We start from the raw sequence: 20,150 nt of genomic DNA, 5'->3' as shown, positions 1-20,150 counted from the left end.
TATATGGCGCAATAAAAAAACCGGAGCCAGGCTCCGGTTTTCATCACTTCAGGCGGGATTATTTCTTGCCAACAACCCACTTACCTTCCACGAAGAAGGCGGACCAGCCGGTAGCTTTGCCCTCTTTTTCGGAAGCCACGTACTGCTGCTTGGTCTTACGGCTAAAGCGCACTACGGCTTTATTGCCTTCAGGATCTTCCTGAGGGGCATCTGCCAGGTAGCGCAGTTTCTCCGGCAGGCGATCGCGGAAGCGGTAGAGCTCTTCCACCAGCGGCGCACGCGTCTCACGCGATTTCGGGAAAGTATTCGCAGCCAGGAAGACACCGGCAGCCCCGTCACGCAGTACAAAGTAAGCATCAGACTTCTCGCACGGCAGTTCAGGCAGCGGAACCGGATCTTCTTTCGGCGGAGCAACTTCGCCGTTACGCAGAATTTTACGGGTGTTTTTACACTCTTCGTTGGTACAGGCCATGTATTTCCCGAAGCGCCCCATTTTCAGGTGCATTTCAGAACCACATTTTTCACACTCAACGATTGGGCCGTCGTAACCCTTAATGCGGAACTCCCCTTCTTCAATCTCGTAGCCATCGCAGGTCGGGTTGTTACCGCAAACGTGCAGCTTGCGCTTAGGATCGATAAGGTAGCTATCCATCGCCGTGCCGCATTTCTGGCAGCGACGTTTGGCGCGCAGGGCGTTAGTTTCCGCATCGTCACCTTCCAGCACGTTGAGAACTTCGTTCTCAGGCACCAGGTTGATGGTGGTTTTGCAGCGCTCTTTCGGCGGCAACGCGTAACCGGAACAGCCGAGGAACACGCCGGTACTGGCGGTACGGATCCCCATCTGGCGGCTACAGGTCGGACAGTCAATGCTGGTCAGCACCATCTGGTTCGGGCGCATCCCGCCTTCTTCCGGGTCCTGTTCGGCTTTTTCCAGCTGGCCGCTGAAGTCGCTGAAGAAGTTATCCAGCACGGCTTTCCATTCGGCCTGATTGTTTGCCACCTGGTCCAGGCTGTCTTCCATTTGCGCGGTGAAGTCGTAATTCATCAGCTCGCGGAAGTTCTCTTCCAGACGGTCGGTAACAATCTCCCCCATCTTCTCGGCGTAGAAACGGCGGTTTTCAGTGCGCACGTAACCACGATCCTGAATGGTGGAGATAATAGAAGCGTAGGTAGACGGGCGGCCAATACCGCGTTTTTCCAGCTCTTTAACCAGCGAAGCTTCGCTAAAGCGAGCAGGCGGTTTGGTAAAGTGCTGAGCAGGCAGCAGCTCAACCAGCGAAAGCGTTTCACCCGGATTCACCGGCGGCAGGGTGCGATCTTCATCGCCCTTACGCAGCGCAGGCATCACTTTCGTCCAGCCGTCAAAGCGCAGAGTACGGCCACGAGCCTTCAGGCGATACTCGCCCGCTTCTACCGTCAGCGTGGTGGAGTCGTACTTCGCCGGCGTCATCTGGCAGGCAACAAACTGGCGCCAGATCAGCTGATACAGCTTCTGGGCGTCTGCTTCCATATCTTTCAGCGCTTCGGCCTGGACATTCACATCCGAAGGACGAATCGCTTCGTGAGCTTCCTGCGAGTTGTCTTTGCTGGCGTACTGGTTTGCATCCGCCGGCAGATATTTTTTACCGAAGCTCTCTTCGATAAAACCGCGCACCATGCTCACCGCATCCTGGCTCAGGTTGGTTGAGTCAGTACGCATGTAGGTGATGTGGCCCGCTTCATAGAGGCGCTGCGCCATCATCATGGTTTTCTTCACGCCGAAGCCCAGACGCGTACTTGCGGCCTGCTGCAACGTGGAAGTGATAAACGGCGCGCCAGGCTTGCTGCTGGTCGGTTTATCTTCGCGATCCAGCACGGTATAACGAGCTTTCTCCAGCAGGCTGACCGCCGCCATAGTTTGCTCGCGGTTAACCGGACGGAACGGCTTATCAAGATGGTGACTGACCTGCATCGGCAGAGCATCGCCCTTCGGCGTCGCCAGATTCGCATCGATTTCCCAATACTCTTCCGGCACAAACGCTTTAATCTCGCGCTCACGCTCAACCACCAGGCGTACCGCTACGGACTGAACGCGCCCTGCGGACAGGCCACGCGCAATTTTCTTCCACAGCAGAGGCGAAACCATGTAACCCACAACGCGGTCCATAAAGCGGCGCGCCTGCTGGGCGTTAACGCGGTCAATATTCAGTTCGCCCGGCTTTTCAAACGCCTGGCGAATCGCATTCTTGGTAATTTCGTTAAAGACCACGCGGCTGTAGCGCGTGTCGTCGCCGCCGATAACTTCCCGCAGGTGCCACGCAATGGCTTCCCCTTCGCGGTCAAGGTCGGTTGCGAGATAGATGTGGTCTGCTTTTTCTGCCAGAGCTTTCAGCTCGTTGACCACTTTCTCTTTGCCCGGCAGGACTTCGTAATGAGCATCCCAGTTATGCCATGGATCAACGCCCATACGGTTGACGAGCGCTCCGCGTTCATCCTTTTTGACCTTTTTGGTCCCTTTGGCGGCGGCAGAGTCAGCGCTCTTTTTGGTGGTTGATCCACTGGTCGGCAAATCACGGATGTGACCGACGCTGGACTTAACCACGTAGTCATTACCGAGATATTTGTTGATCGTTTTGGCTTTTGCCGGGGACTCAACGATAACGAGAGCTTTACCCATTTTCACCTTTACCTATTTAATTCTTCCAGGAATACGTCGCGGGTTTACCTTCCACTGGCGACGTGCCTTTTTATATTGAGGCAGCGTCGAAGGAGATCAACTCTTTTTTTCAATAACCTGCATCACCCGAGGCGGACACAGTGGTTTTTGAGAACCCGAGTTCTGGCGCAAGTGGCATAGCACGACGGAAGTTTGGTCGAATGTCAAGCAATTCTGTTGCCAGATTTGCGAAAGCGTCACACTCTACCTGATAAAATATGTTACGCAACTTTATTAGCATGCAATGGCCTTTCTCGCCAGCATGGTTAACTTTGCAAACCCCATAAGGTTTACAGGGAAAATTTGCCCTTTACGCCCGAGCGGACGTAAACTAGCGCCAGTTTTTTAAGGAGAACATCATGCAAGAGACAACTCAGCCAATTAACCGCGAATCCCTCCTCGTTGAGGCGAATAAAATCATTCGTGAACATGAGGATTTCCTGCACGGGATGGAAGCCACCGGCGTAGAGCAAAAAAATGGCGTGCTGGTCTTTAAGGGAGAATACTTCCTCGACGAGCAGGGCCTGCCGACGCCGAAGAGCACAGCGGTGTTTAACATGTTTAAACACCTGGCCCATGTGCTTTCAGAGAAATATCATCTGCAAGACTAAATAAAAAAGCGAGGCTCTCAGGCCTCGCTTTTTTGCTTTAAAGCAGCGGCTTTTCACCGCGCTGCCACCAGCGAAGCAGCAGCCGATCCAGGCTCTTAGCCGCGCTGCCGGTAAAGCGATCCATCACTTTCTTGCGCTGGAGGTAGCGCACGTTTATGGCGTCGAACTCCTTCATCATATCCAGCAGCAGGTCGTCGCTGGTTGCAATTTCATCAACCAGCCCCTTTTCCTTCGCCTGCGTGCCGTACCAGTGTTCGCCTGTCGCCACCGCGTTAATATCCAGCGCCGGGCGCATATCGCTAACAAACTGTTTGAAGAGAAGGTGCGTCTCGTTCAGGTCTTCCCTGAACTTCTCGCGGCCCTGCTCGGTATTCTCGCCGAACAAGGTAAGGGTGCGTTTGTACTGACCTGCGGTATGCAGTTCTACGTCAATATTGTTACGCTTTAACAGACGGTGGAAGTTCGGCACCTGGGCGACAACGCCAATCGAGCCAATAATAGAGAAAGGCGCCACCACGATGCGCTGCGCAACGCAGGCCATCATATAGCCGCCGCTTGCCGCGACCTTGTCCACCGCCACCGTCAACGGCACCTGCTTCTCACGCAGACGCTGGAGCTGAGAGGCCGCAAGGCCGTAGCCATGCACCACGCCACCGGGGCTTTCCAGGCGCAGCAGAACCTCGTCTTTTGGCTTCACAACCGAAAGTACCGCCGTCACCTCTTCACGCAGAGAACTCACCTCGTGGGCGTCCATACTGCCTTTAAAATCGAGGACGTACAGCGTTGGCTTACCGGAACTGACGGTTTCACCGCGTTTAGCGCGAGCTTTGGCCTGCTTTGCCTCCAGCTTGAGCTTTTTCTTTTCCCCTTTGTGCCACAGCTTCTGCTGGTGCGGGTCGAGCATCGCCACCTGCATTTCCTGCTGAATATCCTGATACTGCTCGCTTAGATTCGTCAGCCGTAATTCGCCGCGCGTCTGCTTTTTACGTTGCGCAACATTCACCAAAATGAGGGCAATTGCGGCAATCGCGACCACAACCGTCACCGCTTCGGCCAGAAAAAGTCCATAATTAGCAATCAGATCCACATCTACCGCCTTTATCACCAAGCATTGTTAATACCTTCAAGTGTACCCGAGCAGATACGCTCCCGTCTGTAAGTAACTATAAAGGCTGCGAGAGCGCTTCCTGAATGGCATGAAAGGGATGAAATTTTTGCAAAATGTTAATCTCCGGCATTGTCTCCCGCTGGCTGATTGAAATGCATCCACCTTTCAGGCATAAAGATACTGCAATAAAAATAAATCCTACTATTATCAATTAGTTACTTAAATTATCAGTTCAAAAAACACACAACAAAACAGTACAAAACACACTCATCCTCAATATAGAAATCAACAAGTTACAGTAAATATAGAATCCTCATACATTACCTCTTCAAAACAATTTATGGTTCTCTTCTATATATAGGAGAATTTTTAGTAGTTGGAATGGACTGCGTGCTTGCAATCAATTCGAAGCCAGCGGCATGCCACGGCCGTAGACGGCATGGACAACATGATCGTATCCAGCGTGAGGATTTACTTTCCCCGACCTGGCGAAAAGTTGCCAATTCCGTCTGCAGATATGCGTACCTTTGCGATTAAAAGCACTACTGCGATCGTTGCTGCGTTCTGGGGTTCTGGGGTTCTGGGGTTCTGGGGTTCTGGGGTTCTGGGGTTCTGGGATGGTAAATGGCGGGTTCTGTCTATGCCTGAATATGAGAGTTCAGAAAAGGCGATTATGGCCGTAGTGAGGGGGAAAAAGCAGGGATGGGCTTAGATGGAGTACATCTATGCATCTCTGCTAATGCTGGTAGAATGCAAACACTGACGATACGTTCGAGTAGCGCCATGAAGGTGCTAATAGACATAACAACCAACAGGAAGTCACTGTTCATGAAGATAGGATATCTGTTCCCCGTTGCCATCATCGTTTCTGCTGTTGTTCTATTGGCATGGTTTGTCATTGGTGGATATGCGATGCCGGGGCAGTGATACGGCTCAACACGCGAGACGTTCGAGCAGAGAGAGACCGCAGAGATGCGGTCTTTTTTGTAATGGCCAATGCACCAGTTGCACCTTTTAACAACACCTGCATCACCTGCAGATTTTTGTTGCCCCGCATGAGTATCGATACAGAGTTAGAACATCCGACCATCAATCCTACTTAGCATTTGCAGAATTTTTTTGTATTATGTTAGTGTTTATCTCCAAAAATTGAAGATAATGGTTTTTCATTAGTCATAAAACATTTGTTATATAAGGAAATTAACAATTGGGTATTTTTTTGATAATTGTATACCTCGCCTTTTCTATTTCAATATTTTACACACTTCGCATAGTTCGGTCTTTCCTGGAAGAGCGTATTACTAATCTGGAAATGTCATGTTACGCCTTGATAGCTCTACTCTGGCCCCTTGAGTTGACGTTTATCTTTGTTGTTTTAATGCTGATTGGTCCTCTTGTTTACATTTTCCGTTTTCTCCGCCGTTCTTCTTAAAGTAACCACAAACCCAAAGCAATGGCTGCCTTTAAGGCAGCCATTGCTTTTTAGCTACTATACCGCCGGTTTGTAAGGCCAACTAATATCCGGAACGCTGGTTGCGTCTACCTCATTTAGTTTTTTCACATAACTCCGCCATGCAATCAGCCTGGATTTATCTTCATCGCTGATAATTCCCAACAGCAAATCGGTCTGCCATTCGCGTGTAATTTCCATAGCTTCAGCCAACAACTGGGCTTTGCGGTTTTCTGCTTCCTGTACGGCGATAGCGTGAAGTTCCTCCGGCGTGAGTGGTGGAATATCCTCCCAAACAGGGAGACCATCAGTATTTGCCACAGGCCTTTTTCCTTCTCTTTCTCCGACAAAAAACTCTGCAAAAATCTCATCCGCAACAGAGAGGACATCAGCGAATGCGTCTGTTTCCAGAAATACGCTTCCCGCAGCAATGAATACGTTATTTTTGCACTGTAATAGTAATTAGTCATTTACACTCTCACCACTGCAATCCAGTGCGCTGTTGCTGCGCTACCCTTGAACGTTTTATATGCTTCCTGTCACCAGTTCGAGCGGAACCCGAAAGAGGTGGTTCCCAGCGATTGAGCACCATAAATCACTAAGCCTGAGTACACATCCCCGGAAGAAAACCAGTTTGATACCGCTCATTCCTCCGTCAGAACGCTATAGAAACTCATCGCTGGGCCAAGATTCACGGTTGCAAATCCATTCGCATCTGTAGATTCCTTTCCGCCCTGAATAACAATGCCGCCAGGAAGCCGCATAACAAAAGCATTAACATTGCACGTTACAGAGAAGGACGACATATCAGGCACCTGGCCGGTTCCGGTAACCAGGCTATTGAGGCAAACATCAGGTTAGTGGATCGGCTTGATGGTTCCCAGATCTGGATTTCCACACCTGCCTTGACCGTTTCGCGGAGATACAAAAGCGCCGCAAGCTTAGGACAAAAAACCTCCGCGATTACGGGGGCGGGTATCAATAATAAAGAAATATTTCCCCCCACCACTCTAAAAAGGGTAACCACTAAGCATGTGGCCACCTTCTTATAATGAATACACGCTGGCGAGGAACGAGGCATCAGTTCAACTGTACCGTTCATTTTTTGTCGATATTTTTAACGAAGCGATTATGGAAGGGCATATTACAGTTAACCCGGCTCAGGCTACACGAACGGTTACAGAGGAAGTGAAACGCAAAAGGATAGATCTGGAAAAATACCAGGCAATAAGGGCTGTAATACCTGAGTTTACAACATGGGGAGATCTTGTGATGGATCTGGCGCTGGTAACCAGCCAGAGGCGTGGGGACGTGATAAAAATGGCGTGGGAAGATTTTGATGGGAAAAACTGAGGATGATACAGAGCAAAACGGGGGCAAAGCTAATGCTTCCTCTGGATCTAAAACTTTCAGCAGCAGAGTTAAGCCTTGGCGATGTACTGGAACGATGCAGGGAGCGTTACGGAAATCAGGGCTATCTGATTAAAAACCGCTCCGGGAAAATGCTAAATAATGGCCAGGTGTCGAAAATGTTCTGCGCAGCCAGAAACTCGCTAAATTTTGAATGGGACGGCTCACCAGCACCTTTTCATGAAATCCGATCATTATCGGCCAGGCTGTACAAAGACGAAAAAGGTGAAGAGTTTTCACAACGGCTGCTGGATCATAAATCAGCGGCAATGACAGCAAAATATCATGATGAAAGAGAGCAGAACTGGGTAGTTATTTGAAAGTAATATCGGATGAATATCGAATGATATCGGAAAGTGGCTTTTAAATGACTGATTTAAAATGTATAAATCTGAAACCCACCTTTCAGGCATAAAGCCGGGTAACTTAATGAGAAATAAGACGTGAGCGCTGAGCATCACGCGAGGAGCTAAACCATGCACTACCAGCCGCAAGACAATTTACTGCAAAACCGCATTATTCTGGTCACCGGCGCCAGCGACGGCATTGGCCGTGAAGCCGCCCTCACTTATGCGCGCTTTGGCGCCTCGGTGATCCTTTTAGGCCGTAACGAGCAAAGACTGCGCGCCGTGGCCGACGAAATTCATGCCCACGGTCTGCATCCGGCACACTGGTTTACTCTTGACCTGGCAACCACCACGCCGGAGGAGTGCCACGCTCTGGCAACTAAACTTTCCGGTATTGTGCCTCGCCTCGACGGCGTGTTGCACAATGCGGGCATCCTGGGTGACGTCACGCCGATGGACAAGCAGGACCCGCAAACCTGGCAGGACGTTATGCAGGTGAACGTGAACGCCACCTTTTTCCTGACCCAGGCGCTGCTTCCTTTATTACTCAAATCAGAATCAGGCTCTCTGGTATTTACCAGCTCAAGCGTGGGTCGCCAGGGCCGTGCGGGCTGGGGCGCGTATGCCGTCTCAAAATTTGCCACCGAAGGCATGATGCAGGTCCTCGCGGAAGAATATAAGCAGCACAACCTGCGGGTAAACTGCATCAACCCAGGCGGGACGCGTACCGCGATGCGTGCCAGCGCCTTCCCGACGGAAGATCCGGCAAAACTTAAAACACCGCGAGATCTGATGCCGCTGTATCTGTGGCTGATGGGCGACGACAGCCGTCGCAAAACCGGCATGAGCTTTGACGCCCAGCCCAACCGCAAACCGGGGATCTCAGAATGAGTGATGACCGCTACCAGCAGCGCCAGCAGCGTCAAAAAGAGAAAGTGGATGCCCGCGTAGCCAGCGCTCAGGACGAACGAGGCATCTTGATTGTCTTTACCGGCAATGGCAAAGGGAAAACTACCGCCGCATTCGGGACCGCTACGCGCGCCGTTGGCCACGGTAAAACAGTCGGCGTGATCCAATTTATCAAAGGCCAGTGGCCGAACGGCGAGCGCAATTTACTGGAGCCGCACGGCGTTGAATTTCAGGTGATGGCCACGGGTTTTACCTGGGACACGCAAAACCGGGAGACCGACACCGCCGCCTGCCTTGAGGTTTGGCAACACGGTAAAAGAATGCTGGCGGACGCCGCGCTGGACTTAGTTATTCTCGATGAGCTGACTTACATGGTGGCCTACGATTATCTGCCGCTGGAAGAAGTGCTCAACGCGCTGGCACACCGCCCTGAGAACCAGACGGTGATTATTACCGGCCGCGGCTGCCACCGGGAGATTCTGGAAATAGCCGACACCGTGAGCGAGTTACGCCCGGTGAAACATGCTTTTGATGCCGGGGTTAAGGCGCAGATTGGGATTGATTACTAATAAAAAACCCCTCAGGCGAGGGGCTTAGATTTAGTTGCCGTTACCGCTATTGCGGCCGCCGCCGGAGCGACGGTTGCCGCCGGTCACCTGAGTGTGACGCTTAACGGCGCGGCGAATCTGGTTCGCCTTCATACGGCGACGGTCTTTTTCAACCGCCACTTTGCTGCTGGTTTCTTCCGGCAGCTCTACCAGGGTACGCAGATAGTTAGTCTGGGCCAGGTCAAGCTCGGTATAACCGCCGCGCGGCAGGCCCTTAGGCAGCTTGATGTCGCCGTAGCGAACGCGGATCAGGCGGCTAACCTGAACGCCAACCGCTTCCCACAGGCGACGAACCTCGCGGTTACGGCCTTCGGTCAGGGTCACGTTGTACCACTGGTTAATCCCTTCCCCACCGGTGAACTTGATGGTTTTGAACGCCGCCGGGCCATCTTCCAGCTGCACGCCGCGGGACAGCTGCTTAACCTTGTCTTCATCGACCTGGCCAAACACGCGAACCGAGTATTCACGCTCTACTTCACGGCTCGGGTGCATCAGGCGGTTAGCCAGCTCGCCGTCGGTAGTGAACAACAGCAGGCCGCAGGTGTTAACGTCCAGACGCCCAACGGCAATCCAGCGCGCACCGCGCAGTTTTGGCAGGCGGTCAAACACGGTTGGACGCCCTTCAGGATCGCTGCGGGTACACAGCTCGCCTTCCGGCTTGTAGTAGGCCAGCACGCGGCAGATTTGCTCCGCAGATTCGCGAATCGAGATCAAATGACCGTCGATACGAATTTTCAGCGACTGGGTAATTTCAACACGATCGCCGAGCGTGGCGATTTTGCCATCAACGCTCACTCGACCAGCAGAGATAATGGTTTCAATCTCACGACGGGAACCATGGCCGGCGCGAGCCAGCACTTTTTGTAACTTTTCGCTCATTGAGCTTCCTCGGGTGTCGCCTTCACAGGCGTCTCAGATACTTTGAAATCAAAAGGCAAGGGCCTGATGAAGTATAAATACGGATTTGGACCGCTGCCCGGCGGTTAACAAACGCAACGGGCAGTTTCGTGGCCGCACATACTACACGAATTTTAGCTTAAATGGAGTTAAAACCCGCTCCCCGGAAGCAACTCTGGCTAATTACTGAGGCTATCTAATAACGAGGCCAGGGCCGGGGGCGAATGCCCGCTATTGCTTTCCAAATTTTTTGGCGGGTTGGCCGCCTCGCTTCCGCCGAGGAAAACCGGTCGCCCCTGGCTCAGCCAGCGTAAATACAGCGCCTGTTGCTCCGGATTTAGTGCCTCATCGGCCCAAACCATAATATGCTCGGCGTTGATACGGCTGAGGTCCGGCATTGGGATTTCGCGGTCTAATACCTCGACGCGAAAACCATCGCTGGCAAAACGAATACCTTCCAGCCAGAGTTCTACCGGGTCTTTCAGGGACAGCGCCAGGATAAACATGCTGCCGCCGGGGCGTTTACGCCCGCTGGCCAGTACAAAAGTGGCGTACTCAATTAGCGCCGTATCCAGCAGCGCGCGGTTCATCGCCATATCAAAACGTGCATCGGCGTTGAGCCACAGCCTTAGCGGGCGAATAACTTCATCAATAAAGATGCCGGGCGGCACTTCACGCCCGTAGCGCCAAATCAGCGCCCGCAGCTTCGTGGGCTGCATCGCCTCGCACTGTTCCAGCAGCGCATCCTGAACCTCCAGCCACCCGGAGGGGAAAGCGGTTTCGCCGCCGTTCAGCAATGCCAGCATATCAGGCAGGGCCACGCCTTTTTCCAGCCAGCCGACAATCTCGGCAACGCGCGTGCAGTGAGTCATATCAAAAAAACGGTGCCCGTTCTCATCCATCTGCGGTTTAATCAGGCCGTGACGCTGCCAGCTACGAATATTTGTGGGCGTCACGCCGCATTGAGAAGCAAGAACATCAATGTTAAATCGGGCCATTGCGATTTCCTTAGAGGAAAGGTTTAACGTCTCCGACGCCCTCACGCATCACTACCGGCGCGTCTTCCGTCAGGTCGATAACCGTGGTGGGCTGCTGCCCCAGATAGCCGCCGTGGATAACCAGATCCACCACTTTCTCAAGACGATCTTTGATCTCTTCGGGATCGGACTCGGTAAATTCGCTGCCCGGCAGCATTAATGAGGTCGAAAGCATCGGCTCATTCAGCGTTTCGAGCAGCGCCAGCGCTATCGGGTTCGACGGTACGCGCAGGCCGATGGTTTTACGCTTTTCCTGGAGCAGGCGGCGCGGAACCTCTTTGGTCCCTTTCAAAATAAAGGTGTAATTACCCGGCGTATTGTTCTTGATCAGGCGAAACGCGACATTATCGACAAACGCATAGGTAGACAGCTCGGACAAATCGCGGCACATCAGGGTGAAGTTATGCCCGTCCGGCAGCTGGCGAATGCGGCAGATTCGCTCCATCGCGCCCTTCTCCTCAAGCTTACAGCCCAGGGCATAGCCTGAATCCGTAGGGTAAACAATCACCCCGCCTTTACGAATAATGTCCACCGCCTGATTAATCAGACGCGGCTGCGGGTTATCCGGGTGAATATAGAAAAACTGACTCATACTGCCCTCTCTTTATCTTTCTGGCCCTGCCCCCAGGTCTGCCAGACCGGTTCAACCCCGGCCGGCAGCCACAGCTTGCGGCCCAACTCTATCCACGCGCAGGGCAGATGAAAATCCGACCCCTGCGACGCCAGCAGATTAAACTGCTGCGCGTAGCTCGCCAGCTGAGTACGTTCATTGGGGGCCTGCTGGCACTGCGCCACTTCCATAGCATCGCCGCCATGTTCAGCAAAGTGCGCCAGCAGTCGTTTTAGCCATTTTGCGGTCAGGCCGTAACGGCCCGGGTGCGCCAGTACCGCCTGCCCGCCAGAATGGTGAATCACATCAATAGCTTGTTCTATTGTACACCACTGGGGCGGAACATATCCGGTTTTCCCCTTTGCCAGGTACTTCTTAAACACGTCGCCCATATTGCTGGCCTTGCCCTGCTCGACCAGGAAACGGGCGAAGTGGCCGCGGGTAATCGCTCCACCGCCTGCGTGACGCATCGCCCCTTCCAGCGCGCCGGGGATACGGGCTTTATCCAGCCTGTCGGCAATCATCGCCGCACGCTGATGGCGGCGCTCGCTTTGCTGCTCCAGGAATAGCCTGAGCTCGGGATGTTGCTCGTCAATGCCGAGGCCGACGATATGGATCTCGTGGTTTTCCCAGAGGGTAGAAATTTCAACGCCGCTGATTAACTGTAGCGGTAATTGAAGACGTTCGATCTCTGCCCGCGCGGCCGGTAGCCCCGCCACGGTATCGTGGTCGGTAATCGCCAGCACGCTCACGCGCATATCAACCGCGCGTTTAACCAGGGCCTCAGGAGACAGCAGGCCGTCCGAGGCGGTTGTGTGGCTGTGTAAATCGTGGATCGTGGCCAGGGTGGGCTCGCTCAAAATAGCTCCGGGAATGGATAAATAGAAATTAGCGGCCCATGATAACGATATTCGGCTATTTTAAAAAATCACTATTGACAACTTACGCCCGAACCAGTTTACTAGTACGCAAGTTCACATGACGAGGTATCTGAAATGAAAGCGATGAATTCCCTGCTTAGCTGGTGGCGTACTTCCTGACTTCGGGCGGACCTCACGCGAACGCTGGTTACCAGCGCAGATACCAGGCCCGCTAATAACGCGGGCTTTTTTTTGAACAAAATTTGAGAACTGACATGCAAACACAAAAACCAGCATTAGAACTCCTGAGCAGCGAAGCCGCCTACCGTGAAAACCTAACCGCGCTGTTCCATCAGCTTTGCGGCGCTCGTCCGGCTACTCTGCTGCTGGAGTCCGCCGACATCGACAGCAAGAACGATTTAAAAAGCCTGCTGCTGGTCGACAGTGCGATGCGCATTACCGCCCTGGGTGACACTGTCACGTTACAGGCGCTCTCCGCCAACGGCGCTTCACTGCTGCCGCTGCTGGACGCCGCCCTGCCTGCGGGCGTTGAAAACCAGCATTTCCCTGATGGCCGCACGCTGCGCTTCCCGGCAGTCAGCACCCTGCTGGATGAAGATGCCCGCCTGTGCTCGCTTTCGGTCTTTGACGCCTTCCGCCTGATGCAGGAGCTGGTTAGCGTCCCTGCCGATGAGCGCAATGCGATGTTCTTTGGCGGCCTGTTTGCCTATGACCTGGTCGCCGGTTTTGAAGATCTGCCGCAGCTGAAGCAAGACAACCGCTGCCCGGATTACTGTTTTTACCTGGCCGAAACCTTATTGACCATCGATCACCAGAAAAAACAGACCCGCATTCAGGCCAGCCTGTTCACTCCGTCGGAGAGTGAAAAGCAGCGCCTGCTGAAGCGTACCGAACAGCTGCGCCAGCAGATTAGCGAGCAGCCAACCGCGCTGCCGGTGCAGAAAGTCGAGCACATGAGCTGCGACGTTAACCAGAGCGACGAAGAGTACGGCGCGGTGGTTCGCCAGATGCAGAAAGCGATTCGAATCGGTGAGATCTTCCAGGTGGTACCGTCCCGCCGCTTCTCACTGCCCTGCCCGTCGCCGCTGGCTGCGTACCAGACCCTAAAAAAGAGCAACCCGAGCCCGTATATGTTCTTTATGCAGGATAACGACTTCACCCTGTTTGGCGCTTCGCCGGAAAGCTCGTTGAAATACGATGCCACCAACCGCCAGATTGAAATTTACCCAATTGCAGGGACTCGCCCTCGCGGTCGCCGCGCCGACGGTTCTCTTGACCGCGACCTGGACAGCCGTATCGAGCTGGAAATGCGTACCGACCATAAAGAGCTTTCCGAGCACCTGATGCTGGTTGACCTGGCGCGTAACGACCTCGCCCGCATCTGTACTCCAGGCAGCCGCTACGTTGCGGATCTGACCAAAGTTGACCGCTACTCCTTTGTTATGCATCTGGTTTCACGCGTTGTCGGCGAGTTGCGCCATGACCTCGACGTGCTGCATGCCTACCGCGCCTGCATGAATATGGGCACCCTGAGCGGCGCACCAAAAGTCCGTGCTATGCAGCTGATTGCCGGTGCCGAAGGCGTCCGCCGCGGCAGCTACGGCGGCGCGGTCGGCTACTTTACCGCCCACGGCGACCTGGATACCTGCATCGTCATCCGCTCCGCCTATGTAGAAGACGGCATTGCAACAGTTCAGGCCGGTGCTGGCGTAGTGCTGGACTCAGACCCGCTGTCCGAGGCCGATGAAACCCGCAACAAAGCCCGCGCTGTTTTGCGCGCCATTGCCACCGCGCATCACGCACAGGAGATTTTCTGATGGCTGACATTCTGCTGCTCGATAATATCGACTCCTTTACCTACAACCTGGCAGATCAGCTGCGTGCTAACGGCCACAACGTAGTTATTTACCGCAACCACGTTCCGGCCCAGACCTTGATTGAACGCCTGGCGACGATGGACAACCCGGTGCTGATGCTTTCCCCTGGCCCAGGCGCGCCAAGCGAGGCGGGCTGCATGCCGGAGTTGTTAACCCGCATGCGCGGCAAACTGCCGATTATCGGCATTTGTCTCGGCCACCAGGCGATTGTTGAAGCTTACGGCGGCTACGTTGGCCAGGCCGGTGAAATTCTGCACGGTAAAGCGTCTTCTATTTCTCACGATGGCGAAGCGATGTTTGCCGGGCTGCCTAACCCGCTGCCGGTTGCGCGCTACCACTCTCTGGTCGGGAGCAATATTCCGGCCGGGCTAACCATTAACGCCCATTTCGACGGCATGGTCATGGCCGTGCGCCACGAAACGGACCGCGTTGTTGGCTTCCAGTTCCACCCTGAATCTATTCTGACCAGCCAGGGCGCTCGCCTGCTGGAGCAGACGCTGGACTGGGCTTTGCAGAAGCTGAAACAGGCAAATACGCTGCAACCTATCCTCGACAAGCTGTACCAGGCCCAGACCCTGAGCCGCGAAGAGAGCCACCAGCTGTTTTCCGGCATTGTGCGCGGCGAGCTGAAGCCGGAACAGCTGGCAGCGGCGCTGGTCAGTATGAAAGTACGCGGTGAGCACCCGAACGAAATTGCCGGCGCGGCTTCCGCCTTGCTTGAGCATGCGGCACCGTTCCCAAGCCCGGACTACGAATTTGCCGATATCGTCGGCACCGGCGGCGACGGCAGCAACAGCATTAACATCTCCACCGCCAGCGCCTTTGTGGCCGCCGCGGTGGGAATGAAGGTCGCTAAGCACGGCAACCGCAGCGTGTCGAGCCGCTCCGGATCATCCGATTTACTGGCCGCATTTGGCATCAACCTGGAAATGCCAGCCGATGCGTCCAGAAAAGCGCTGGACGAGCTGGGAGTTTGCTTCCTGTTTGCGCCTAAGTACCACACGGGCTTTCGCCACGCGATGCCGGTTCGCCAGCAGTTGAAAACCCGCACCCTGTTTAACGTGCTGGGGCCGCTGATTAACCCGGCTCATCCGCCTCTGGCGCTGATAGGCGTTTACAGCGCAGAGCTGGTGCTGCCTATCGCTGAAACCCTGCGTGTACTCGGCTATAAACGTGCGGCTGTCGTTCACAGCGGCGGGATGGATGAAGTTTCGCTCCATGCCCCAACGCAGGTTGCCGAGCTGCACGACGGCGAAATCAAAAGCTACCAGCTGACCGCCGCAGACTTTGGCCTGCCTGCTTACCACCAGGAAGCGCTGGCGGGCGGCACGCCCGAAGAAAACCGTGACATTCTGACCCGCCTGTTACAAGGTAAAGGTGAGACAGCGCACGAATCCGCAGTGGCCGCCAACGTCGCCATGCTGATGCGGCTGCACGGCCACGAAGATTTGAAAGCCAACGCGCAGAAAGTGCTGGATGTATTACGCAGCGGCGCAGCATACGACCGCGTTACCGCACTGGCAGGGAGAGGATAAGGCAATGCAGGAAACAGTATTGAATCAAATCGTCGCAGACAAAGCGCTGTGGGTTGAAGCCCGCAAGCAGCAGCAGCCGCTGGCGAGTTTCCAGAATGACATCGTACCGGCCACGCGCAATTTCTACCACGCGCTACAGGGTGCGCGCAGCGTGTTCATTCTTGAATGCAAGAAAGCTTCGCCGTCTAAGGGCGTGATCCGAGATGATTTCGACCCGGCGCGTATCGCAAATGTCTACAAGCATTATGCCTCAGCGGTTTCGGTCCTGACCGATGAGAAATATTTCCAGGGCAGTTTTGATTTCCTGCCGATAGTCAGCGGCATTGTCAGCCAGCCGGTGCTGTGCAAAGACTTTATTATCGACGCTTACCAAATTCATCTGGCGCGTTTTTACCAGGCCGATGCCTGCCTGCTGATGCTCTCCGTGCTGAACGACGAGCAGTATCGCCAGCTTGCGGCCGTGGCGCACAGCCTGAATATGGGCGTGCTGACCGAAGTCAGTAACGAAGAGGAACTGGAGCGGGCCATTGCGCTTGAGGCCAAAGTTGTTGGCATTAACAACCGTGACCTGCGTGACCTGTCCATTGACCTCGACCGCACCCGCCAGCTGGCTCCACGCCTGACCCACGGCGTGACGGTGATTAGTGAGTCCGGCATCAATAACTACGCTCAGGTTCGCGAGCTGAGCCACTTCGCCAACGGGTTCCTGATTGGTTCCGCGTTGATGAGCGAAGATGATTTAAACGCCGCCGTGCGCCGCGTGTTGCTGGGTGAAAACAAGGTGTGCGGCCTGACGCGCGGTGAAGATGCCCGCGCGGCACAAGAAGCCGGGGCGATTTACGGCGGGCTGATTTTTGTTCCGGCCTCACCGCGCTTTGTGAGCGATGAAAAAGCTGAAGCGGTTATTGCGGCCGCTCCGCTGCGCTACGTCGGCGTGTTCCGTAATACGCCTGTAACTGAAGTAGTAGAAAAAGCAGAGAAATTCTCTCTCACCGCCGTGCAGCTGCACGGCGACGAAGACCAGGATTATATCAACCAGCTGCGTGCGGCTCTGCCGACGAAGGTACAAATCTGGAAGGCGCTTAGCGTCGGCAAAACTCTGCCGGAACGCAACCTGCAGTCCGTCGATAAATACGTGTTTGATAACGGCCAGGGCGGCAGCGGGCAAAGCTTCGACTGGCGACTGTTAGCCGGACAAAAGCTGGATAACGTGATTCTGGCGGGCGGCCTCGGAGCGGATAACTGTGTAGAAGCGGCAAAAGCCGGCTGCGCAGGGCTGGATTTCAATTCCGGCGTGGAAAGCGCGCCGGGAATCAAAGATGCTAACAAGCTGGCTGCGGTCTTCCAGACCCTGCGGGCTTACTAAGGAAGAGATACCATGACTTTACTGAACCCTTATTTTGGTGAATTTGGCGGCATGTATGTGCCACAGATCCTGATGCCCGCCCTGCGCCAGCTCGAAGAAGCGTTTGTTGCGGCACAAAGCGATGCTGACTTCCAGGCCGAGTTTAACGACCTGCTGAAAAATTATGCCGGTCGCCCTACGGCGCTGACCAAATGCAAAAATATTACCGCCGGCACCAACACCACGCTGTACCTCAAGCGTGAAGACCTTCTGCACGGCGGCGCGCATAAAACCAACCAGGTGCTGGGCCAGGCTCTGCTCGCCAAACGGATGGGTAAAACCGAAATTATTGCCGAAACGGGTGCCGGTCAGCACGGCGTGGCCTCCGCCCTTGCGAGCGCCCTCCTGGGCCTGAAGTGCCGCATTTATATGGGCGCAAAAGATGTTGAGCGCCAGTCGCCGAACGTATTCCGTATGCGCCTGATGGGTGCCGAAGTGATCCCGGTACACAGCGGCTCCTCTACTCTGAAAGACGCCTGTAACGAAGCGCTGCGCGACTGGTCTGCAAGCTACGAGACCGCGCACTACATGCTCGGCACCGCTGCGGGTCCACACCCGTTCCCGACTATCGTTCGTGAATTCCAGCGCATGATCGGCGAAGAAACCAAAGCGCAGATCCTGGAGAAAGAAGGACGCCTGCCGGATGCGGTCATCGCCTGCGTCGGCGGCGGCTCCAACGCTATCGGCATGTTTGCTGATTTTATTGATGAAACCAGCGTCGGCCTGATTGGCGTTGAGCCTGCCGGTCACGGTATCGAAACCGGCGAGCACGGCGCGCCGCTCAAGCATGGCCGCGTGGGCATTTACTTCGGAATGAAGTCGCCGATGATGCAGACTGACGAAGGGCAGATTGAAGAGTCCTACTCTATCTCTGCCGGGCTGGACTTCCCGTCCGTTGGGCCGCAGCACGCCTACCTTAATAGCACTGGCCGCGCCGATTACGTGTCGATCACCGACGACGAAGCGCTGGATGCCTTTAAGACGCTGTGCCGTAACGAAGGAATTATTCCGGCGCTGGAATCTTCCCACGCCCTCGCCCATGCGCTGAAAATGATGCGCGAGAATCCGGAAAAAGAGCAGCTGTTGGTGGTGAACCTCTCAGGCCGCGGCGACAAAGACATCTTCACCGTCCACGATATTCTGAAAGCACGAGGGGAAATGTAATGGAACGTTATCATCATCTTTTTGAACAGCTTCAGGCACGCAAGGAAGGCGCGTTCGTTCCCTTTGTGACCCTTGGCGACCCGAACCCTGAGCAGTCTCTTAAAATTATCGATGCGCTGATTGAAGGCGGTGCAGATGCGCTTGAGCTGGGTATTCCGTTCTCCGACCCGCTGGCCGATGGCCCGACGATTCAGAACGCCGCGCTGCGTGCTTTTGCCTCTGACGTTACGCCGAGCAAATGTTTCGAGATGCTGGCTAAAATTCGCCAGAAATACCCGGAAATCCCCATTGGCCTGCTGATGTATGCCAACCTGGTGTTCAGCCGTGGTATCGACGAGTTTTATGCCCTGTGCGCCAAAGTTGGCGTTGATTCAGTGCTGATTGCCGACGTGCCGGTTGAAGAGTCTGCCGAATTCCGCAATGCGGCCCTGCGCCACGGCGTGGCCCCTATCTTCATCTGCCCGCCAAATGCCGATGATGCGCTGCTGCGTGAAATCTCTACCCACGGACGCGGTTATACCTACCTGCTTTCCCGCGCTGGCGTGACCGGAGCCGAGACCCGTGCTCAGCTGCCGCTGCATCATCTGGTAGAAAAATTGACAGAGTTCCAGGCTGCTCCGGCGCTGCAGGGCTTTGGTATCTCCGAGCCTTCTCAGGTTCGCGATGCGATTGCGGCGGGTGCAGCGGGTGCCATTTCTGGCTCGGCGGTGGTAAAAATTATCGAGAAGAACCTTGATAAACCTGACGTGATGCTGAGCGAGCTAAAAAGCTTCGTTCAGGGCATGAAGGCAGCCACGCGCGCTTAAAACATTCAGGCCGGGGAAACCCGGCCTTTTTGGCTCTGGCTATCAGAAACGATAACCTGCCGAGAACATAAATACCCACGGATCGAGGCGCGTTTTGATATTCTGCTGCTCGCCGCCGGCTTTAAATTTCACCTCGGTATCGATGTCCATATACCAGACGGACATATTCAGCAGCCAGTCGTTGTTAACCATGTAATCCAGCCCGACCTGGCCCGCCGCCCCCCAGGAATCCTTGACGCTCAGGTCGCTAAGACCCGCGCTTTTACCCGTTTCGTTAAAGCTGGCATCAAAGAATGTGGTGTAGTTAATCCCGGCTCCGATGTACGGGCGCACCTTGCTTTTAGCATCGCCAAAGTACCACTGCGCCATCAGCGTAGGCGGCAGCTGGTGCACGGTTGCCAGATCCCCGGTTGGCCCAAGGCCGACTTTATGGCGGAATGGCGTAGCCGCCAGCAGCTCAATCCCGATGTTGTCGGTGACCATATAGTCAAAGGTCAGCCCCAGCTGGGTATTGTTATTCACCTTAAAACTGCCCATGTTCAGCACGTTGTCCGAACCTTCCGTTGGGCGAACCGTCGCCGTACCTGCACGCATAAAGAATTCACCCGCCTGATGCGCCGACGCAGCGCCAGACAGACAACCCATCGCCAGTAATGCCAGAGTGAGTTTTTTCATAGCCCTTCCCTTGTTATGGTTTTTTAAACAGCGGGCTGAATATACTCAGAAAGAAGTACAAAGTGATCTAACGCCGATCACACTTTGCCGCCTAATTTAACATTCAATGATCTGGATTAATTTTT

General features: G+C 54.5%; 19 protein-coding genes and 1 other annotated feature. Of the genes, 11 read left to right on the top strand and 8 right to left on the bottom strand.

What is annotated here, in order from left to right; all coding sequences use genetic code 11:
• Window positions 1-58: 58 nt before the first annotated feature.
• The gene (topA, locus tag FOC35_RS19080) at window positions 59-2,656 is read right to left on the bottom strand and encodes a type I DNA topoisomerase (protein WP_172569830.1); all 2,598 of its coding nucleotides are present in this window, start codon (window positions 2,654-2,656) and stop codon (window positions 59-61) included.
• A 398-nt stretch (window positions 2,657-3,054) separates the two neighbouring features.
• Here topA and FOC35_RS19075 point away from each other — a divergent pair, with 398 nt between their 5' ends.
• The gene (locus FOC35_RS19075) at window positions 3,055-3,306 is read left to right on the top strand and encodes a YciN family protein (RefSeq protein ID WP_016536694.1); all 252 of its coding nucleotides are present in this window, start codon (window positions 3,055-3,057) and stop codon (window positions 3,304-3,306) included.
• Between the two features lie 37 nt (window positions 3,307-3,343).
• Here the strand turns inward: FOC35_RS19075 and sohB are convergent, their stop codons facing one another.
• Window positions 3,344-4,393, bottom strand: a complete 1,050-nt coding sequence (gene sohB / locus FOC35_RS19070) for a protease SohB (RefSeq protein ID WP_172569829.1) — start codon at window positions 4,391-4,393, stop codon at window positions 3,344-3,346.
• A 723-nt stretch (window positions 4,394-5,116) separates the two neighbouring features.
• On the opposite strand from sohB, the gene FOC35_RS22955 reads away from it, so the two are divergent.
• Window positions 5,117-5,341, top strand: coding sequence for a YoaK family small membrane protein (locus tag FOC35_RS22955; RefSeq protein ID WP_371810708.1), 225 nt, complete (start codon window positions 5,117-5,119; stop codon window positions 5,339-5,341).
• Between the two features lie 562 nt (window positions 5,342-5,903).
• Here the strand turns inward: FOC35_RS22955 and FOC35_RS19060 are convergent.
• Window positions 5,904-6,275: a tail fiber assembly protein gene (locus FOC35_RS19060; protein WP_256380175.1), complete on the bottom strand. Its 372-nt coding sequence runs from the start codon at window positions 6,273-6,275 to the stop codon at window positions 5,904-5,906.
• Window positions 6,276-6,896: 621 nt separating this feature from the next.
• On the opposite strand from FOC35_RS19060, the gene FOC35_RS19055 reads away from it, so the two are divergent.
• From FOC35_RS19055 to cobO, 4 genes are all read left to right on the top strand, one after another.
• A complete protein-coding gene (locus FOC35_RS19055) occupies window positions 6,897-7,217 on the top strand; it encodes a hypothetical protein (protein WP_172569828.1) in 321 nt (106 codons plus the stop codon).
• Between the two features lie 2 nt (window positions 7,218-7,219).
• Window positions 7,220-7,594 carry a tyrosine-type recombinase/integrase gene (locus FOC35_RS19050; protein WP_256380161.1) on the top strand — a complete coding sequence of 125 codons (375 nt, stop codon included), beginning with the start codon at window positions 7,220-7,222 and terminating at the stop codon, window positions 7,592-7,594.
• Window positions 7,595-7,750: 156 nt separating this feature from the next.
• Window positions 7,751-8,512 (top strand): YciK family oxidoreductase, encoded by a 762-nt coding sequence (locus tag FOC35_RS19045; protein ID WP_172569826.1) that lies wholly within the window; start codon window positions 7,751-7,753, stop codon window positions 8,510-8,512.
• Window positions 8,509-9,099, top strand: coding sequence for a cob(I)yrinic acid a,c-diamide adenosyltransferase (cobO, locus tag FOC35_RS19040; RefSeq protein ID WP_172569825.1), 591 nt, complete (start codon window positions 8,509-8,511; stop codon window positions 9,097-9,099). The genes FOC35_RS19045 and cobO overlap by 4 nt, the downstream gene beginning before the upstream one ends.
• Window positions 9,100-9,129: 30 nt before the next feature.
• Here the strand turns inward: cobO and rluB are convergent, their stop codons facing one another.
• The 4 genes from rluB to FOC35_RS19020 form a co-directional block, all read right to left on the bottom strand.
• Window positions 9,130-10,017 carry a 23S rRNA pseudouridine(2605) synthase RluB gene (gene rluB / locus FOC35_RS19035; RefSeq protein WP_016536698.1) on the bottom strand — a complete coding sequence of 296 codons (888 nt, stop codon included), beginning with the start codon at window positions 10,015-10,017 and terminating at the stop codon, window positions 9,130-9,132.
• Window positions 10,018-10,214: 197 nt separating this feature from the next.
• Complete coding sequence (locus FOC35_RS19030) at window positions 10,215-11,033, bottom strand: MerR family transcriptional regulator (RefSeq protein ID WP_172569824.1); 819 nt, start codon at window positions 11,031-11,033, stop codon at window positions 10,215-10,217.
• 10 nt (window positions 11,034-11,043) lie between these two features.
• The gene (locus FOC35_RS19025) at window positions 11,044-11,664 is read right to left on the bottom strand and encodes an L-threonylcarbamoyladenylate synthase (RefSeq protein ID WP_016536700.1); all 621 of its coding nucleotides are present in this window, start codon (window positions 11,662-11,664) and stop codon (window positions 11,044-11,046) included.
• Entirely contained in the window at window positions 11,661-12,557 is an 897-nt protein-coding gene (locus FOC35_RS19020) for a PHP domain-containing protein (protein ID WP_172570404.1), read from the bottom strand. The genes FOC35_RS19025 and FOC35_RS19020 overlap by 4 nt, the downstream gene beginning before the upstream one ends.
• 141 nt (window positions 12,558-12,698) lie before the next feature.
• Window positions 12,699-12,796, top strand: a sequence feature (Trp leader region).
• 21 nt (window positions 12,797-12,817) lie between these two features.
• Here FOC35_RS19020 and FOC35_RS19015 point away from each other — a divergent pair.
• Genes FOC35_RS19015 through trpA form a run of 5 tightly spaced genes read left to right on the top strand, consistent with a single transcriptional unit; the run spans window position 12,818 to window position 19,350 of the window.
• Window positions 12,818-14,380, top strand: a complete 1,563-nt coding sequence (locus tag FOC35_RS19015) for an anthranilate synthase component 1 (protein ID WP_172569823.1) — start codon at window positions 12,818-12,820, stop codon at window positions 14,378-14,380.
• Window positions 14,380-15,975, top strand: coding sequence for a bifunctional anthranilate synthase glutamate amidotransferase component TrpG/anthranilate phosphoribosyltransferase TrpD (trpD, locus tag FOC35_RS19010; RefSeq protein ID WP_016536703.1), 1,596 nt, complete (start codon window positions 14,380-14,382; stop codon window positions 15,973-15,975). The genes FOC35_RS19015 and trpD overlap by 1 nt, the downstream gene beginning before the upstream one ends.
• A 4-nt stretch (window positions 15,976-15,979) precedes the next feature.
• A complete protein-coding gene (gene trpCF / locus FOC35_RS19005; RefSeq protein WP_172569822.1) occupies window positions 15,980-17,341 on the top strand; it encodes a bifunctional indole-3-glycerol-phosphate synthase TrpC/phosphoribosylanthranilate isomerase TrpF in 1,362 nt (453 codons plus the stop codon).
• 12 nt (window positions 17,342-17,353) lie between these two features.
• The gene (trpB, locus tag FOC35_RS19000; RefSeq protein WP_172569821.1) at window positions 17,354-18,544 is read left to right on the top strand and encodes a tryptophan synthase subunit beta; all 1,191 of its coding nucleotides are present in this window, start codon (window positions 17,354-17,356) and stop codon (window positions 18,542-18,544) included.
• Window positions 18,544-19,350 (top strand): tryptophan synthase subunit alpha, encoded by an 807-nt coding sequence (gene trpA, locus FOC35_RS18995; protein WP_016536706.1) that lies wholly within the window; start codon window positions 18,544-18,546, stop codon window positions 19,348-19,350. Before trpB ends, trpA begins: the two co-directional genes overlap by 1 nt.
• A 42-nt stretch (window positions 19,351-19,392) precedes the next feature.
• Here the strand turns inward: trpA and ompW are convergent, their stop codons facing one another.
• Entirely contained in the window at window positions 19,393-20,025 is a 633-nt protein-coding gene (gene ompW / locus FOC35_RS18990; protein ID WP_016536707.1) for an outer membrane protein OmpW, read from the bottom strand.
• Window positions 20,026-20,150 lie beyond the last annotated feature (125 nt).

Origin of the sequence: Cedecea sp. FDAARGOS_727 (genome assembly GCF_012273235.1) — a bacterium.
Taxonomy (GTDB): domain Bacteria; phylum Pseudomonadota; class Gammaproteobacteria; order Enterobacterales; family Enterobacteriaceae; genus Cedecea; species Cedecea davisae.
This window is presented reverse-complemented; position numbering and strand designations above follow the sequence as displayed.

Coding starts and splice junctions, on each gene's coding strand:
- topA (WP_172569830.1), bottom strand. CDS start 2,656: ATGGGTAAAGCTCTCGTTATCGTTGAGTCCCCGGCAAAAGCCAAAACG.
- FOC35_RS19075 (WP_016536694.1), top strand. CDS start 3,055: ATGCAAGAGACAACTCAGCCAATTAACCGCGAATCCCTCCTCGTTGAG.
- FOC35_RS22955 (WP_371810708.1), top strand. CDS start 5,117: ATGGGCTTAGATGGAGTACATCTATGCATCTCTGCTAATGCTGGTAGA.
- FOC35_RS19055 (WP_172569828.1), top strand. CDS start 6,897: ATGTGGCCACCTTCTTATAATGAATACACGCTGGCGAGGAACGAGGCA.
- FOC35_RS19050 (WP_256380161.1), top strand. CDS start 7,220: ATGATACAGAGCAAAACGGGGGCAAAGCTAATGCTTCCTCTGGATCTA.
- FOC35_RS19045 (WP_172569826.1), top strand. CDS start 7,751: ATGCACTACCAGCCGCAAGACAATTTACTGCAAAACCGCATTATTCTG.
- cobO (WP_172569825.1), top strand. CDS start 8,509: ATGAGTGATGACCGCTACCAGCAGCGCCAGCAGCGTCAAAAAGAGAAA.
- rluB (WP_016536698.1), bottom strand. CDS start 10,017: ATGAGCGAAAAGTTACAAAAAGTGCTGGCTCGCGCCGGCCATGGTTCC.
- FOC35_RS19030 (WP_172569824.1), bottom strand. CDS start 11,033: ATGGCCCGATTTAACATTGATGTTCTTGCTTCTCAATGCGGCGTGACG.
- FOC35_RS19025 (WP_016536700.1), bottom strand. CDS start 11,664: ATGAGTCAGTTTTTCTATATTCACCCGGATAACCCGCAGCCGCGTCTG.
- FOC35_RS19015 (WP_172569823.1), top strand. CDS start 12,818: ATGCAAACACAAAAACCAGCATTAGAACTCCTGAGCAGCGAAGCCGCC.
- trpD (WP_016536703.1), top strand. CDS start 14,380: ATGGCTGACATTCTGCTGCTCGATAATATCGACTCCTTTACCTACAAC.
- trpCF (WP_172569822.1), top strand. CDS start 15,980: ATGCAGGAAACAGTATTGAATCAAATCGTCGCAGACAAAGCGCTGTGG.
- trpB (WP_172569821.1), top strand. CDS start 17,354: ATGACTTTACTGAACCCTTATTTTGGTGAATTTGGCGGCATGTATGTG.
- trpA (WP_016536706.1), top strand. CDS start 18,544: ATGGAACGTTATCATCATCTTTTTGAACAGCTTCAGGCACGCAAGGAA.
- ompW (WP_016536707.1), bottom strand. CDS start 20,025: ATGAAAAAACTCACTCTGGCATTACTGGCGATGGGTTGTCTGTCTGGC.